This is a genomic window from Polynucleobacter sp. JS-Safj-400b-B2, assembly GCF_018881975.1.
Taxonomy (GTDB): domain Bacteria; phylum Pseudomonadota; class Gammaproteobacteria; order Burkholderiales; family Burkholderiaceae; genus Polynucleobacter.
In genome coordinates this window covers 55,716-71,479 of sequence record NZ_JACVPJ010000009.1, presented here as the reverse complement: position 1 = coordinate 71,479, position 15,764 = coordinate 55,716, and the positions used below count along the sequence as shown (strand labels likewise).

15 protein-coding genes are annotated in these 15,764 nt (G+C 49.1%); 5 read left to right on the top strand and 10 right to left on the bottom strand.

The features are described from left to right. Positions 1-119 precede the first annotated feature (119 nt). From ICN48_RS10240 to ICN48_RS10215, 6 genes are all read right to left on the bottom strand, one after another. The gene (locus ICN48_RS10240) at positions 120-875 is read right to left on the bottom strand and encodes a lysophospholipase (RefSeq protein WP_216153587.1); all 756 of its coding nucleotides are present in this window, start codon (positions 873-875) and stop codon (positions 120-122) included. A 46-nt stretch (positions 876-921) separates the two neighbouring features. Further along, positions 922-1,950: a PD-(D/E)XK nuclease family protein gene (locus ICN48_RS10235; protein WP_216153586.1), complete on the bottom strand. Its 1,029-nt coding sequence runs from the start codon at positions 1,948-1,950 to the stop codon at positions 922-924. 41 nt (positions 1,951-1,991) lie between these two features. Then, positions 1,992-2,945: a YafY family protein gene (locus ICN48_RS10230; protein ID WP_216153585.1), complete on the bottom strand. Its 954-nt coding sequence runs from the start codon at positions 2,943-2,945 to the stop codon at positions 1,992-1,994. Between the two features lie 22 nt (positions 2,946-2,967). Further along, on the bottom strand, positions 2,968-3,699 hold the full coding sequence (locus tag ICN48_RS10225; protein WP_216153584.1) for a hypothetical protein: 732 nt from the start codon (positions 3,697-3,699) through the stop codon (positions 2,968-2,970). Between the two features lie 97 nt (positions 3,700-3,796). Continuing rightward, positions 3,797-4,834, bottom strand: coding sequence for a PDZ domain-containing protein (locus ICN48_RS10220; RefSeq protein ID WP_216153583.1), 1,038 nt, complete (start codon positions 4,832-4,834; stop codon positions 3,797-3,799). Beyond that, positions 4,831-5,877 (bottom strand): DUF4268 domain-containing protein, encoded by a 1,047-nt coding sequence (locus ICN48_RS10215; protein WP_255539537.1) that lies wholly within the window; start codon positions 5,875-5,877, stop codon positions 4,831-4,833. The genes ICN48_RS10220 and ICN48_RS10215 overlap by 4 nt, the downstream gene beginning before the upstream one ends. Positions 5,878-5,962: 85 nt before the next feature. Here ICN48_RS10215 and ICN48_RS13900 point away from each other — a divergent pair, with 85 nt between their 5' ends. Next, positions 5,963-6,442 carry a helix-turn-helix domain-containing protein gene (locus tag ICN48_RS13900; RefSeq protein WP_255539536.1) on the top strand — a complete coding sequence of 160 codons (480 nt, stop codon included), beginning with the start codon at positions 5,963-5,965 and terminating at the stop codon, positions 6,440-6,442. Here the strand turns inward: ICN48_RS13900 and terL are convergent, their stop codons facing one another. The 4 genes from terL to ICN48_RS10190 form a co-directional block, all read right to left on the bottom strand. Further along, positions 6,443-7,894, bottom strand: a complete 1,452-nt coding sequence (gene terL, locus ICN48_RS10205) for a phage terminase large subunit (protein ID WP_216153582.1) — start codon at positions 7,892-7,894, stop codon at positions 6,443-6,445. It lies immediately after the preceding gene. After that, positions 7,891-8,394, bottom strand: a complete 504-nt coding sequence (locus ICN48_RS10200) for a DUF5681 domain-containing protein (RefSeq protein ID WP_216153581.1) — start codon at positions 8,392-8,394, stop codon at positions 7,891-7,893. The genes terL and ICN48_RS10200 overlap by 4 nt, the downstream gene beginning before the upstream one ends. Further along, on the bottom strand, positions 8,391-9,797 hold the full coding sequence (locus ICN48_RS10195) for a DNA methyltransferase (protein ID WP_216153580.1): 1,407 nt from the start codon (positions 9,795-9,797) through the stop codon (positions 8,391-8,393). The genes ICN48_RS10200 and ICN48_RS10195 overlap by 4 nt, the downstream gene beginning before the upstream one ends. A gap of 109 nt (positions 9,798-9,906) precedes the next feature. Beyond that, on the bottom strand, positions 9,907-10,509 hold the full coding sequence (locus tag ICN48_RS10190; RefSeq protein WP_216153579.1) for a hypothetical protein: 603 nt from the start codon (positions 10,507-10,509) through the stop codon (positions 9,907-9,909). A 126-nt stretch (positions 10,510-10,635) separates the two neighbouring features. On the opposite strand from ICN48_RS10190, the gene ICN48_RS10185 reads away from it, so the two are divergent. The 4 genes from ICN48_RS10185 to ICN48_RS10170 are packed head-to-tail and all read left to right on the top strand — an operon-like array spanning position 10,636 to position 15,734. Then, entirely contained in the window at positions 10,636-11,535 is a 900-nt protein-coding gene (locus ICN48_RS10185; protein WP_216153578.1) for a YafY family protein, read from the top strand. A gap of 35 nt (positions 11,536-11,570) precedes the next feature. Continuing rightward, positions 11,571-13,808: a class I SAM-dependent DNA methyltransferase gene (locus ICN48_RS10180; protein WP_216153577.1), complete on the top strand. Its 2,238-nt coding sequence runs from the start codon at positions 11,571-11,573 to the stop codon at positions 13,806-13,808. After that, positions 13,808-15,124 (top strand): restriction endonuclease subunit S, encoded by a 1,317-nt coding sequence (locus tag ICN48_RS10175; RefSeq protein ID WP_216153576.1) that lies wholly within the window; start codon positions 13,808-13,810, stop codon positions 15,122-15,124. The genes ICN48_RS10180 and ICN48_RS10175 overlap by 1 nt, the downstream gene beginning before the upstream one ends. Before the next feature lie 16 nt (positions 15,125-15,140). Beyond that, positions 15,141-15,734, top strand: coding sequence for a hypothetical protein (locus ICN48_RS10170; protein WP_216153575.1), 594 nt, complete (start codon positions 15,141-15,143; stop codon positions 15,732-15,734). Positions 15,735-15,764: the final 30 nt, after the last annotated feature.

Here is a 15,764-nt window from a genome sequence, read left to right as displayed (position 1 = left end):
ATATTGTGCGCAATACCTGTCAGATAGTAGCGACATTACGTAAATGGGGGTGGAATAGGCGGGCGGAGCATTCTCGTTGATAGGCAATGAAGCTGATCCCTTCACAAAGCTGCCATTGATCATTTGGGGGTGCTATTAATCCAATCTTTCATCTTTCCCGTTACCTGAGACTCCACCCCCAAGAACCCATGATGGGTAAATGCTTGGCAGGGGTCACCGCTGCCGGCATCGCCGCCTGAAATGGCAATCAGCTCAATCTTATTTTTCTTGGCAATGGTTTCTAATGGGCCAAATTGAGTCCACTTGCATCCATCGTCGGCATGGTGAATAAATACCTGCCTTGATTTAACTTGATCATAAGGTAGATTCCACAGCGGCGCACCGGCTCGAATACTCATGGCGCTAAACGTTGCGGTATGGATCACCCCTGCTATCTGATTACCTAGCTTTAAGGCCAACACCCCCGATGAAACCGTTCCTTGACTGGTGGCTACTAAATAGATGTTTGCGCTTGGATATTGCTCATGAATATACCCAATGAGTTTTTGAATATCGCCCAAATGGCGGTCTGAATTACGAAACTCATCGCTATAACCTGTGCCCGTTAAATCACTGGGCACATCGGGGGAAATCGTGACAAACTCTTGATCGGCAAGTAGTGGCCTTGCCCTCATTAGGAAATTGCCATTAGCATAGCGATAACCATTTTCAGTCTTTACTAGATTGATGTTGCCAGCACCGCCAACCATGAGAATTAATACATGTTTGGGTTTGTTGGTACTGGCATTGACTATAAAAGATAGCGTTGCATCTGGCGTGACAGAAATGGTTTGGATGGATTCACTGGCCTGACAGGGCATTGGGATGGTCGCCACAAGGATCGCCCAGAGTCCGAGAATCGATCTTAAATGACCCATGAAATTACTCAGCTTGCCCTGTGGCATCGGATAGCTTGCCAGCAGAACATAAAAATTCTATGTGTTTTCGAAGGTAATTAGCGGTGGTCTTTAGGTCAATGAGTCCATCGGGCATTGTTTGACGATAGTCTTGTTGATCTACGCAAAAGGTCATTGTTCTGCCCCTACCAAAACGAGCTGGTTTGATAAGGTTTAAGTTGCCGCTTTTTGCCCGATCTAAAAACAAGCTATGCCAATAGTTGCATAGTGAGGCTTGTATTGCGCTATCTGGCGAATCAACTTCAATTTTGTAACAAAGCTTGCTTTGCTCGAGCTGAAGATAGGGTTTGGAATTGCCATCACCCAGACCCTCGAAACAGAACCAAGCCCCCATAAATCCATCATTTTGATTGGGCACATAACTCCAGCCTGTCATCACCCCTAGCTCATCTTGAAGGTATTGATAAAACCCCTTCCAGGCATTAAAGGTCCATTTATCAAGAGGGGTGTTGCGGAAACTATCGACATCATTTTGAATGTGGATCAAATGACTATAAAAATCCTTGAATATGGCATTTTCTATTCTGTCTTGATGGTTTGAAAAAACGCTTAATAAATGCTTCCTAGTGAACACGGAATAACCTGCTTTCTGAACAGGTTTGTAATCGCTTTGCTCATAAGTTTTTAAATAAATTGGGAAGATGCAATTGGCATCGATTCCGCGCTCTTCTAATTTACTCAGATATCTAGTCAATTGATTGTCATGTTCAGAGGTATTGGTTTTATCCTCAATCAAAATGGCGTACTTGTCATTGATTGTGCACCATACATCAATATTGTCATCTTGTTTATATACCTCAATTGATTCTATTTGATGAGGAAATTGTTTGTCAGGGTGTTGCTTAAAAAATGCCTTGAGTAATTCTTGAGCGCATTGATGCAGAGTTAGATCCTGATTTTGATATTGAGGTGATGCCCATGACAATAGCCAGCATAGAAAGGCGTCTTGAGAGAGTTCGCTTGTTGCAAATCTGAATAAATTGGGTTGACTCATGTGGTGCGTCATCCTTTCTAAGGGGCTAATTGATTTTAGAGTTAAGCCTTAGTCAAATAATTTTTTGGCAGTAACACCTTGACTTGCTTACCAAACCCTCTGAGCCACCATTGCAGCCGTGGTGAATCTTGCACTGTAGCACTCACCACAAAGTGAGCCTTACCATCAGGAGTAATGACTTGATCTTCTGAGAGTGGGGTTTCAAATAAATGCGCTGCGGCTGCATCACCCATCCTAAATTGAAGCTTGATGAGTTTTCCTTGCCCAAACTGCAAAGCACCAGATTTAACGTACTCTTGCAGATCAAATCCCTTAGGGGTGACGCTTTTGGCCTCCAAAATCTGAATTTGACTTAGGCGGTGCAGCGCAAGCAATCTAGGATCAGTAAAGCCATCAAAGATCGCCACGAGATAGGTAATTAGTTCGGTGCGTATCAAACCTAAGGGATGAATATGGATCGCCTTGGATTGCTCTTGATGTTTGCTGCGATAGTGCGCCTGGATTTGTTTTCCTAAAAATAGCGCTTCTTGAACCCCATCCATAACCCCCTTAGGAATCTTGGCGGCAAGCAGAGGTGAGCCGCTTGGCGCTATGAGAATCTTTTCTTCATACTTTGCTGTCTGTGTGTGGCCAGCACTCTTAAGTCGTTTTTTAGCTGCCCCAAACCACGGCTTGAGTACCTCTTGGGCAGAAGCCGGAATAAGATCGGCACACTCCCGCTCTAATAGCTTTAGGGATAAGGCTTGCGTTAAACCTAGATCATGAATCACAGGTATATCAGCTCTAGCTCCCCATGACCAGCCATAGGGCTTGGAGCGTTTATCACAAACAATGCCGTAATGAGTGGCCAAAGCCTCTAGATCACGCTCAATGGTGCGACGGGTCGTTTGATAACCCAAACTTTCAAGATGCTGATGAATTTGAGTGGTGGTAACTTTATGCCCTACGGGAATGAGCCGCAAGGTATCTAAGAGGCGTGGAAAGTTTTGATCCATGGCTTAGTGTAATTGGGCGGCTTTACTTGAACGCCTTAGCAGATGGTATCGCCAGATCAATTGAAAGACATTCTTGTGCATAAAAAAGATGAAGTTGTGTTGCATACCTTGCTACAAACCCTAATTCAGGAACAAAGCAGATAAATTCCTTTAGCAAGGAATTGGTAACCATTGCCAACTCTGGGCGATCTTGCGAAACCAGTTCGCCCCACCTGCCAAGCTGGTAGCAATCCGATCCTAATGCATCGACATCATTTAAAGCATTACTCGGGCAAAAAACATAGGGAAATTGCCAGCCTAGATGCAAGTGATGGTTTTGCGAAAGCTCAGGATCAAATTGAGGATGAATATCAAAGCGCGCATAAAGACTCAAACCATACTGAATGGCATCTTCTAAATTATCGGCAACGCCCTGGGTAATAAGCCATTTGGTAATTTTCTGATCGGCATCCAATAGAGATTGATTTAACGCCTGTAGATCCTTAACTAAGTCGTCAGACAAGTTTGGCAGTTGTTTGGTTTGCTCTTGACGTATTTGAAAACATTGATTCTTCAGGTTGCTGATGGTTTGATGGTGGGAAATGGATTGTTGATGCAGATAATTCCAAGGGGGTGGGGAGTAAATTGAGTCTTCGCATAAGGATAGGATTCCTAGCGCATTATTGGCAAGCAATAATTGCTGGCAAAGGCTATCTGCCGCCATACGGTTTTGCAACATTTGTCTTGTGAGTTGTGTTTGCCCCATATATTCCATTCCCCAATGCTATGAAACATCATAAGATGGTCATTCGACAGAATTTGTCGCATAGAAATGATCAATTGATTTTCATTGATGAATTGGATGTGTTTTATTACAGCTGCACCACTACTGTGATTGTTTTCCCGCCTCTGTTTATCACCGCATCCACTTTGCCGCCACGTGGCACTTTCTCTAGAGCCGATCCCATGTCGGCTGGCACATAAATCGATGTGCCAGCAAATTGCGTGAGTACATCGCCAACGGCAAGCCCTGCTATTGCCGCTGGGCTTGCTGGCTCTATGTAGATGAGCAGCAAGCCGTTACTAGGAAGTTTGGCGCGCGCCGCCTCGGGCATCTTTGCAGCCATGGCCTCATCTAAATATCGGATGCCTAAGCGTAATTTTTGCGGGGCCGATGTTGGTGGGATGGGTTTAGATGCGGCCGATGGGTTGTTAGCCGATCCATTATGAGTGCCAAGAGGGGGTATTGCCAGGGCGGGTGTTGCAGGAGAGGAAATTACTCGATCCCCCAAGCGATCGAGCATCGCCTGTACATAGGATGCTGGTAGTTGCACTACCAGACTGCCGCCCTTGCCATCAAAGCGAATATCAAGCCCTGCATCACGATGACTTTGGAGGTAGGGCACTGACAGTTTAGCCATAAATTGCTCAACGACTGCGCCCCCGTACTGAACATTACGAGCGAGCACATCAACTGCCAACGCCTTGCCATCTCGATCGATGGCGCGATCATAAAAGCGCCAACCATGGGATCTGTAAAAATAGACCTGAAGCGCCGCTGAGGGTGCAAATCCGGGATCCAATATTACCGATAACCAGGCTTTAGCAAACATCGGATCGACAAAGGATCCAAGGTCGGGTATGGTAAATTTCTCGGTTGCTAGGGTGGTGACCTTGGCATATTGATCTTCCGATTCGGTGACCTCAATCGCCTGCGCTGCGTGTGCCGGGGTGATGGTCAGTGATCCGACTACTAGGGTTGTTGTGGCTGCAGCTACTGTGGCAACTGCCGTGATTACGCCACCTACGCTTGTCCATCCCACCAATCCCAAGGTAACAGAGTTCAATAGGATATATTTTATTGCCAATGCGGCACGCCGACGAAGGTGTTTAGCGGACGGCCGTGTCATAGGTAGGCCTCCCAAGCGATATGCTCTTTCACTAGCTCGCTCATCACCTCTTTAATAAAGGTGGGGAATACTCGCTTAAAGCTAAGCAGCTGCGCTACTGCCCATTGCTCTATTTCTTGCAACTGCTCGCTAGGCATATCGATGCTACCCTCGCGATAGAGGGCTACCCGACTAGCGCGCTTGGTTTCTAGTTCCTCCCACTGTAGGCAGGATCCAAGCGCTCCGAAGGCCGCCTCAATGTGAGATGCCCTCTCACGCAGCGCTGCAAGCAGTGCCTTATTGAGATCACGTTCTGGCGAGTCAATATACACCTCGACACGAATGCGCGATTTGGCGGCAAAACTCACGCTGTAGCGATAGAGTTTGGAGTTGCTAGAGCTAAAGCTGTACCAGCCTTGGGGTTGGCCAACTCTGGCATTGGTAAATTGATGCTGCGTACGCAGCACATCGATCAGCCTTTGAAAAAACGCTTGATAGCGCATCTGCGTTTGGCTGATCTCATCACCCGCAGGTTTAACAAAGCGCTCATTTGGAGCGCAGACCACATTAAAACTTAAGGCTGGACGTGAGTCGTCAATGCATATAGCACTCATTTCTAATGCATAGAGCGCCAAGCCTGAGCGCAGGTGCTGATTTAAAAAGTTGACTGTGGCTTGATGCTCAATCCGAATGGTTTCAGCAATCCAGATGACGGTCTGAGCGTCAAGCATGGAGGCATAGGTCAGAATCTGCCCTAGATGGCGGTGATCGGTACTGCCATATTGATTTTCAATCACAACCAATTTATTGGTGGAAACATCGCGCGCCAATATGTCGGCCGAAAAGTCTCCTGCATCGACCTCAGTGCCTTCCACTAGCAAATTCATATCCAGCCGAGCAGAGAGCAAGTCGATGTTTTGGGATAGCCAGGGGGTGAAGGTGGTCGCTTCACCTGGCATGAGTTGATTCATCGTTAGCGTTTCAAGCCGCCCAAGATTGATGGGTTTGGTCATGATGGTAGTTGGGGTGTCCAATTTTTGCTTAATAAGTGCGTTTAGGTTCATTAAATGATTTAAATGATACTTATAGTGTGCCATACGTCATTTATAAAGTGTTGAGAGTTTTGCCTGTGGGCATGAACCTTGGCAAATGAAAAAGACACCAAGCGCCAAAAGGGCGCAAACAGCCCATTTGCAAGTACCTAGCACCCCTAAGGCGGCTTTAAAACCAGGTAACAGAGCTCAAAAGACTGTAAAAATCCCTCCTGTGCGCCCGGTTGCTCGAAGTGTTGAGGAAAAGGTGTCTACACAGCGTAAAAAAGGTCAGCGCGGCGGGTCAGGGCGGCCCAAGCGCAGTCCTGGGGATGGGCAAGCTGTACCCAGTGCTGAGCGCTTGATGTTTGCGCGCAATCTGCGTCGCAGTCGTCGTTGGCTTGAGATTTCCCAAGAAGAAATGGCTTTGCGCTCTGGAATGAGTCGTAGTTACGTGAGCGGCGTGGAATTGGGTGAGCGCAATATTTCAGTAGACAACATGGCTCGCTTGGCGGCGGTCTTAGGGTTGCCGCTGCACCAATTGCTCGATCCAGGTTATGTGCCAGATTCCGCTTTGAGGTCCAAAGTTTATCGGTGATTATTGTCGGGGGCGCCAGCCGTGGCGCATCGCTTCTTCACGCATATAGGTAAGTAAGCCTGGCTCTATGCCGTGCATTGCAAGATATTGCAATGCATTGGTTGTGGAATCTACCTGGTCATCATGCTTGGATCCTGGAAAAGTTAGTAATTCATGTCGATATGCATCTAGCCATGGCGCTTGTGTCGGCAACCAGACTTGGCCGGCTTCAAATATCGAGGTTTGGGCATTCAGGCGCATGATTTTGCTTCCATTGGTCTTGATGCCTATGATTTTGTGTTGTCCTTGTGCGCGGAGTTCTTGAATTAACTGCGTTCCCGACGCTTGATCCTCAATAAGTACTTTATGGGGCTCAAAGCGTTGCAATTGTTTAAGTACCGCTTGCTTGAGTCTGGGGTACTCCATTTTTTCACGTAGAACATCGATAAGGTAAAGTCTGCCTTCGACAATTCCCCACGTTGTGCAGACTGAAAAATCAGAAAGCTCTGATTCCTTATTGGCTGTATCCCAGCTTTGTAAAACCAGATCAAAGCATTTGGGTAATTCATTCTCATCGTAATAACGCAACCAGTCATTGCGCACCATCGCACCACCTAATGGCGCGGGCCTTTGCTGGTATTGCCCGGCAAAGTTATATTCCCCGATTTGCGTTTTGATAGTTTGAAGGGTGCCCATGGGTTCGCGTTCGGGATGCAGCACATCCCCGGGCTCGCGTGTATGCCGCTGAGAGCCATAGAGAGTTTCATATTCGAACACCTCGGCTTCTTCGGCTATGGCAGGCAAAGAGAGAACCTCCCAACCGCCTTGGGCCATCAAATAACCGGCAAGATCATCTTCGTGCAAACGTTGCATAACCACGATGACAGCACCTTCGCGTTTGTCGTTCAATCGACTGAGCGCTGTGTGCCCCACCCATTCGTTGACACTCTTGCGACGCAAATCAGAGAGCGCTTCCTCCGGTTTCATGACATCGTCAAAAATCATGATGTCTGCCCCGCGTCCGGTCATAACCCCACCCACGGAGGTTGAAAATCTTCCGCCTTCTTCAAACGTGATCAAATCTGCAACTGCTGGCCTACTTCCTTTAAGGCGCGTGGGGAACAAATCGCGGTACCACTGACTTTGCATGACCGCACGAAAATCCTGTGCTAGCTTGTCGGCCAAATCTTGACCATAGCTGGCGCAGATAAATCGTTTTCTAGGATCATGTCCTAGTGCCCAAGCCACCAAAGCAACCGATACCAGCATTGATTTCATGGATCGCGGTGGCACATTGATGATCAGACGCTTGATGCGTCCTGATAGCACGAGTTCAAGTTTGTAGGCAATTAGATCGATGTGCCAGTTGGGTAAATATTGCGCGCCTGGATCGAGTTGCCGAAAAACGCGCTCAAGAAATATGGAGAGGTAGCCTCTCATGAGTGTTTTGAGATTATCTTCGGACAACATCATGACCTCTCTCCCGTTTGATTTTGATGGGTAATATCGGATTGTTGAAATGCGCAGTTCTGTGCAAGGTCTAGCACCATACGTGCCCCCAGCGCACGCGCCATCTCTTTGGTTATTTGTTGATCCGCATTAAGGCGGAGCTCCAATTCAGAACGCGTTATGTCCTCGGAGAATTGTGCCAGGCGGGTGATCATGGCAATAGCTTTGAGATCTCCAGTTGCCGCCTTATTAGCTACTTGGGTCAACGCGATTTCGAGTTTGGATTTGGTGACGCGTTTACCGCGTTCGTTGATCTGCACAGTTGCATGCAGCACGCTGTTGAGCAGCGTTCCTAAATTGGCTCGACCTTTGCGACGACCTGCAGGGTTGCCTGATTGACCTTTTTTAAATCGGGTGTGCTGAGGGGGTTTGCCATAGCCGACGTCATACTCGACTTCATCGCAGAGCTTATCCTTCGGATTTTGGCTGGGTATTTTTTCTGTGCGTTGATGATCTGTGGTCATGATTGTCCCTCCTGTTGTTGAGTTGCCACCTGTTCGATGCGTTGCTGTCGCTGCGTGAAGGTTTGACCTGTTTGGGCGTGAATGGCATCAATACCTGCGTCCTTCTGCCAGCGACGAATCGCGGTATCCACATAAAGCGGATCGAGTTCAATGGCGTAACAAATTCTTCCTGTGCGCTGTGCAGCCATCAGTGTGGTTCCACTGCCTAAAAAACCATCGAGCACAATGTCACCACGATTGGAAACATCCAATATGGCATCAGCGACCATGCGAATCGGTTTGACGGTAGGGTGCAGTTTTAGAAGATCACCCTCATCACTATCATGGCGCATGGCTCCGATTCCTGGATATGACCAGACGTTGGTGCGGTAGCGTCCATGACGTCCAAGCTCAACGTTATTGATGTGTGGCGCAGTGCCGTTTTTGAATACAAAAACCAATTCATGTTGAGATCGATAAAGCGAGCCCATGCCACCAGCATGCTTAGACCACACGCAGAGGTTTTTGAGTTCGGTATAGACTGCGCGCCCAGCAGCCATCATCTCGTCAATATGCCGCCAGTCCATACACTGAAAATGGATTGATCCGTCTTTACTGAATTGGGCTGCGTATCCCAAAACCGTTCGCAGAAATTGTTGAAACTCAGTTGAAGTCATCTCGCCGCTGGCCATCTCGAACTCGCGGTGCTTGATGCTTCCTTTACCCCCAACATGACCATTCACTTTGACGTTAAACGGAGCATCTTCAAACACCACGGTTGCCCGTTGATTATTCATTAAGATTTCGTAAGTGTTTGCCAATAGGCTGTCTGCGCACAGGACGCGGTGCTTATCTAACAACCACAAATCCCCAAGCTGGCTAACTGGAGTGCCTGACACCATGTGAATTTCATCCGCAGGATCTGCGTCGTTCTCATCAACCACATCCAGGCTCTGGATACGTACATCGATTTCGCCCATATCAAAGCCAATCACGTCCAGCGAAAAGGACAGATCCAAATCACTTAGTAGCTTGAGTTCTTGTGCGAGCAGTTCATCATTCCAACTGGAGATTTCAGTCAAGCGGTTATCTGCAATCAAATATGCTTGTGCCTGCTCTGTGGTCAAGTGCTCAAGTCGAATCACAGGCACCTCACGCCATCCCAACAGTTGACAGGCTTGCAACCGACCATGTCCAGCAATCAGCATTTCTGATTGATCAACGAGCAGCGGCACATTGAAGCCGAATGTCTCGATAGATTTTGCGAGCTGCTGTACCTGACGCTTGGAATGGTTGCGTGGATTACGCGGATTGGGTGATATTGCTGTGATGGGGAGATACTCGATATGCAAGGATTTGGGAAATTGCGTGCCAAGTGTCTGTCTTGTCGAGTCATTGGTTTGCGTACTGGTTACGTCATTCATTTTGTGTTCCTTTTAAATAATGCTTGCTGCATGGTTGACATATCATTCAAACGTAAAATTACGTTTGATTTAGCATAGGAAAGTCTCCTTTGCATTTTTTTGGTTAGTTTCATTTGCATGCTCTACGTCCAGGGCGGATTGGTGGAGCTTGCAAAGCCCACGCGAGCCACTGAATAGCCATCGTGGTCAAAGGCATCAAGAGCTTGGGTGAACCCAAGCCTGTTATTTCAACGGTGTTAACGAATTGATCAAACGAGCTGTTTTGCAAGTCCTTCTGAAAAACAACTTCAAATTTACCAAGAGGCTTGTCATACATATCATGTAGGCGTAAGAGGATGTCATTTTCCCTGACTGCCCCTGATTTGCCACGGCTACGTACCCAGGGCGCATCCAATGCTGTTGGATGCAGTTCAAGGAGGGCTTGAACATAGAGATCGCGCAAGCTTGTGCGCTGGCCAATCAAAAATTTGGTGATAACGCTGGGCTTGACGCCATGCATAAGCCCCCATAGTCCAACCCCCATCTCCACCATCTCTGCATATGAATAGCTTACCCTGTTGCCACTACCCAGCTGTCGCTGGCCCTGTTCAAATGGAATACCCAGCTGGCGCAGGTAGTTTAGTTTGTCGAGCATATGGCGCTTGGGCTCTTGTCCGAGCGCAAGAATCCAAGCAACTTGGCCGAGGGTGAGTGTTAGCGGGGGGATGTTCATGGTTGCCTTTGTGTATTTAAAGTAATTTTACGTTTATTAATTTCAAAATGCAAGATAATAATTTGCATCTCTTTACCTCATCATTTTAATGATATGATTAGATCATTATTTATCAATTGACTAGATATGGGCATCCAGCGCCTTAAAAGTTTGAGTCAACCTCTGCGTGAGCGGATGGCCTACATCGACTTCAGGCTTTACTTTTTTGGTGAAGTTGGTCGCCCAGATCTATGTAGTCGTTTTGGAGTTGCACCTGCAGGAGCAACACGCGATTTGGCTATGTATAGGGAAATCGCACCTCAAAATATTACCTTTGACAGCAGCAGCAAGATCTACCGGATCGGCAAAGAATTCTCGCCCTTGTTCGATCATGCATTGCAGCGCGTGTTGTCAGCGCTTTCGCTAGGGTTTGGTGATGGCGTGAATGGCGAGCCGCAGCCCATGCTCCCCTGCGAGTCGCCGGCTGTGTTGAGCAGCCCTCGAATGGACGTACTGGCCCCGATCTGCCGCGCCATCCACGCCAAGCGCCCGGTGGCGATTCGTTATCACTCAATGAGCAATGGCGAGTCCGAGCGGGTGATCATCCCCTTCGCGCTAGTGGATACCGGCCTGCGCTGGCATGTCCGGGCCTTTGATCGCAAGAGCGGTGAGTTCCGCGACTTTGTTGTCACCCGCATCGAAGCGCCAACGCTGCTCGACGAGGAACCACAGGCCAAGGAACAGCCAGACAACGACATCCAGTGGACGCGGATCGTGGAGTTGGACTTGGTGCCGCATCCACGTCTCGCCCGTCCCGAGATCATCAAGATGGACTACGGGATGACCGACGGCTCGATACGCATGCGCGTTCGCGCCGCCGTCGCAGGCTACATGCTGTTGCGCTGGAGCGTCGATGCGTCGCCCGATCACAGTCTTAAAGAAGAACAGTACCGCCTCTGGCTCAGCGATCCGCTGTCCTTGTATGGCGTCGAGAACGCAAAGCTCGCGCCGGGATATAGACCACCGGCCAGCGCACTCAAGAAATAGCAGTCAACAAACTCAACAGCATTCAGGAATCGCCAATGCAAAACGCACAACACCAAAACCTAGTCGGCTTCATCTGGAACATCGCCAACAAGCTTCGCGGCCCATACCGTCCGCCGCAGTACCGCCGCGTCATGCTGCCGCTGATTGTTTTGCGCCGCTTCGATCTGGTGCTGGCAGAGAACAAGCAGAAGGTACTAGACGAAAAAAAGCATTTGGAAGACAAAGGAATCACTGGCCCTGCGCTGGAAAAGGCGCTGTCCCGCATTGCTGCCGAAGGCCGCAAGCAGGAGCTGTTCAACACCAGCGGTTTCACATTTGAGAAGCTTCTAGGTGATGCACCTAACATCGCGGGCAACTTGATCGCCTACATCCAGGGCTTCTCGCCACGCGCCCGCGACATCTTCGACAAGTTCGAATTTGAAACTGAGATCGCCAAGTTGGATGAAGCGAACCGCCTGTACTTGATCATCAAGGAGTTCTGCTCGGCAGACATCAACTTGTCGCCAAAGGCCATCACCAATTTGCAGATGGGCTACCTGTTCGAAGAGCTGGTGCGAAAGTTCAACGAGCAAGCCAACGAAGAGGCTGGGGATCACTTCACCCCACGTGAAGTCATTCGCCTGATGGTTGAGCTGGTCTTCACGGGAGAAGACGGCATCTTCGAGCCGGGCATCTACCGAAGTGTCTACGACCCAACTGCGGGCACGGGCGGCATGCTGTCTGAATCTGAAAAAGCCGCGATGGCTAAGAACCCCCAGGCCAACATCGAGCTATTCGGTCAGGAATACAATCCAGAGTCCTACGCCATCTGCTGCTCTGACCTTCTGATCAAGGATGAGCCGATCAACAACCTGATCTACGGCGACACTCTGGGCATCAAGGACGCCAAGAACAAGACCAACGGCTTTGTGCCGCACGACGGCCATCCGGACAAGAAATTCCACTATATGCTGGCCAACCCGCCCTTTGGAGTGGAGTGGAAGCCGGAAGAAGACTTCGTGCGCGAAGAATACGAAGACCAGGGCTTTTCCGGCCGCTTCGGCGCTGGCCTGCCGCGCATCAACGATGGCTCGCTACTCTTCTTGCAGCACATGATCTCGAAGATGCACCAGCCGCCCAAGCTGGTCGACGGAAAAAAAGTTGGTGGTGACGGCTCCAAGATCGCCATCGTGTTCAATGGCTCACCGCTGTTTACCGGCGATGCTGGATCGGGCGAGTCCAACATCCGCCGTTGGATCATCGAGCGCGACATGCTCGACGCAGTCGTTGCACTGCCAGACCAAATGTTCTACAACACCGGCATCTACACCTACGTCTGGATCGTCACCAATAAGAAGCCCGCTCATCATCAAGGCCAGGTGCAGTTGATCGACGGCACCCGCCACCTCAAGAAGATGGACAAGAGCCTGGGCAACAAGCGCAACGAGCTCTCGGACGACCACATCAGGGAACTGGTGCGCCTGTACGCTGAGCACGACCACGACGCGGAAAGTGAAGTGCTGGTGGACGGGAAGCCCGAACGCCGGGTTTGCAGCAAGCTCTTCGAGAACCGCGAATTTGGTTTCTTGAAGATTACCGTTGAGCGCCCGCTGCGGCTGAACTTCCAAGCCAGCGCAGAGCGCATTGCCAAGCTCGATGAGCAGAGTGCCTTTGTCAATTTGGCAAGCAGCAAGAAGCGTAAAGATGATGCAGCCTATCGCGCGGAAGTCGCGGCAGGCCAAGAAACACAGGCAGCCATCAAGGCTGCCCTGCAGGGCATGGACAGTAAAAGTACAGATGATGAAAAACGGCTGTACCGCAATCGCCCTGCATTCGAGGCTGTGCTTGATGCAGCTCTGAAAAAGTTACCCAACAAGCTTCCTGCGCCAGTGAAGAAAGCGATTTTGGCAGCGCTGTCTGAGCGCGACCCCAAGGCAGACATCTGTCTGGATGCAAAGGGCAACCCGGAACCCGATGCCGATTTGCGCGATACCGAAATCGTGGCCCTGCCGGTTGATATTGAATTGCCGCTGCCACTGGGCTACGACAACGAGACCGGCCACGACAAGCTGTTGGCGCTGGTGAAAGACCACTGTGAGGACTACCTCAAGGCTGAAGTCCTACCGCACGTGCCCGATGCTTGGATTGACCACAGCAAAACCAAGGTGGGCTACGAAATTCCGATAACCCGACACTTTTACGTTTATCAGCCGCCCCGCCCATTGGAAGATATCGCAGGCGAAATCAGCCAACTCGAAAAAGACATCATGGCCATGCTGAGTGAGGTGGTGTGATGGGGTACGCGCAATACAAGGAGTTGGACAGCTCGGGGGTCTCATGGTTGCAGAAAAAGCCTAGCCATTGGCGAATCAAGAGGCTGAAATTCTCAACTGATCTCATCAACAACAAAGTAAGCGTCGAAGATTCGCCATTGCCTTATCTTGGCCTGGAACATATCGAATCATGGACTGGAAGAAAGATCGAGGGTGAAATTAGCAATAGCGAAGGCCTGGCATCGTCGTTCGTAGTGGGGGATGTCCTCTTCGGGAAGTTGCGCCCATATCTCGCCAAAGTTTACTTGGCTCAGCAGGATGGACTGATTTCGAGCGAAGCATTGGTTATAAGAAGCAAGGATGAGCTTGATGCCGAGTTTCTGAAGTACTACATGCTGTCTCGTGACTTCATCAATATTGTGGATTCTTCAACCTATGGCAGCAAGATGCCGCGAGCAAGTTGGGATTCCATTGGAAACCTTCCGGTCCTGTTGCCAGATGTAGAAGAACAAAAGGTCATCGCGTGCTTCCTCGATTTCAAGACCGCACAAATCGATGCACTGATCACTAAACAACAGACTCTGCTCGATAAGTTGGCCGAAATGCGCACAGCGTTAATCAGCCATGCCGTCGTCAAGGGGCTAGATCCATCCGTGTCGATGAAGGATTCGGGAGTAGCGTGGTTGGGGAAGATTCCAGAGAACTGGGATGTTTGGAAAGTGACACATGGTTTTGGAAAAATCGGCAGCGGTACAACACCAAAAAGTGATAACCCCATTTTTTATGACGGAACCATCCCTTGGGTGACAACCTCGGAGCTTAGAGAGTCTGTGATTTTTGATACGATGCAAAAAGTTACTGTCGAGGCCGTTGCTTCTCACTCTGCTCTGAAAATTTATCCGGCGGGCAGTTTGGCGATTGCGATGTACGGCGCAACGATTGGGCGACTAGGCATACTTGGCGTAGAGGCCACCTTCAATCAAGCATGCTGCGTCTTTTCTGATCCAATGGTTTTCGACAATCGCTTTGTTTACTACTGGCTTTGGATGCGTCGCCCAATACTTATTTCTCTTTCTAATGGCGGCGGACAACCCAATTTAAGTCAGGATGATTTGAAGAAAATCTGGATACCAATCCCAGGGTTAGACGAACAGAGGACGATTGTTCGATTCCTAGATGCGAAAACTGCCAAAGTTGATGAGCAGGTAAAAAAGGTGGAAAGCGTAATTGCAAAGCTCTTGGAATATCGCTCATCGCTAATTACAAATGCAGTCACTGGAAAAATCGATGTGCGTGATTTTCAGATACCACAGTCCGCCGAAGGATTAGCCTCATGAATGGAGACTATCCAAAATGGCATTGAATGCGCAAGGTTACTTCAACTGTCTGAAATCATATCTCCATCATGATGACTATGGAGTCCAGCAGCCAACTGCGGGAGCTGTTGTTCTGAAGGAGAAAATTCATAAAGCACAGGGGGAGCGACCAAAGGAGTTCAAGGTAACCCTATCGACCGAGGGGAACGTAATCGTCATCAAGCTGGACGGGAAAAAGGACAGACTTTTCCATTTTTTGGATGACACCGCAAAACCGTGGTCAAAGAGATGCGATTTTGTGATTTTTAATCTGCGGAAGTCAAAACTGTTTCCCTATTGCATGGAATTCAAATCAGCGACGATCCCTCCCGATGTGCCTGATCAATTGACGGCCAGCCTGGCATGGTGCAAAGCCCTTCAAGCAACAATCAATGCTTATACGGGGAAAAAGATGCAGTTGAGTGTTACGAAGTACGTTTTTAGTGAGCACGAGCTCGCTGATAGTCCTTATTTGGATGTGGAAGGTAAATATTTGAAGCGCGATCACACGATACGCCACTATCGCTATGCCGATCTCAATGGAATGGCGCTGGCGGATTTGGAAAACAGCAATATTGAGGTGATTCGCTAACGGGCCGAATCCGACTTATTTAAAGGGTGA

Excerpts from the sequence above, each read along its gene's own strand:
- ICN48_RS10235 (WP_216153586.1), bottom strand. The coding sequence starts at position 1,950 with ATGAGTCAACCCAATTTATTCAGATTTGCAACAAGCGAACTCTCTCAA.
- ICN48_RS10230 (WP_216153585.1), bottom strand. The coding sequence starts at position 2,945 with ATGGATCAAAACTTTCCACGCCTCTTAGATACCTTGCGGCTCATTCCC.
- ICN48_RS10225 (WP_216153584.1), bottom strand. The coding sequence starts at position 3,699 with ATGGAATATATGGGGCAAACACAACTCACAAGACAAATGTTGCAAAAC.
- ICN48_RS10220 (WP_216153583.1), bottom strand. The coding sequence starts at position 4,834 with ATGACACGGCCGTCCGCTAAACACCTTCGTCGGCGTGCCGCATTGGCA.
- ICN48_RS10215 (WP_255539537.1), bottom strand. The coding sequence starts at position 5,877 with ATGAACCTAAACGCACTTATTAAGCAAAAATTGGACACCCCAACTACC.
- ICN48_RS13900 (WP_255539536.1), top strand. The coding sequence starts at position 5,963 with ATGAAAAAGACACCAAGCGCCAAAAGGGCGCAAACAGCCCATTTGCAA.
- terL (WP_216153582.1), bottom strand. The coding sequence starts at position 7,894 with ATGATGTTGTCCGAAGATAATCTCAAAACACTCATGAGAGGCTACCTC.
- ICN48_RS10200 (WP_216153581.1), bottom strand. The coding sequence starts at position 8,394 with ATGACCACAGATCATCAACGCACAGAAAAAATACCCAGCCAAAATCCG.
- ICN48_RS10195 (WP_216153580.1), bottom strand. The coding sequence starts at position 9,797 with ATGAATGACGTAACCAGTACGCAAACCAATGACTCGACAAGACAGACA.
- ICN48_RS10190 (WP_216153579.1), bottom strand. The coding sequence starts at position 10,509 with ATGAACATCCCCCCGCTAACACTCACCCTCGGCCAAGTTGCTTGGATT.
- ICN48_RS10185 (WP_216153578.1), top strand. The coding sequence starts at position 10,636 with ATGGGCATCCAGCGCCTTAAAAGTTTGAGTCAACCTCTGCGTGAGCGG.
- ICN48_RS10180 (WP_216153577.1), top strand. The coding sequence starts at position 11,571 with ATGCAAAACGCACAACACCAAAACCTAGTCGGCTTCATCTGGAACATC.
- ICN48_RS10175 (WP_216153576.1), top strand. The coding sequence starts at position 13,808 with ATGGGGTACGCGCAATACAAGGAGTTGGACAGCTCGGGGGTCTCATGG.
- ICN48_RS10170 (WP_216153575.1), top strand. The coding sequence starts at position 15,141 with ATGGCATTGAATGCGCAAGGTTACTTCAACTGTCTGAAATCATATCTC.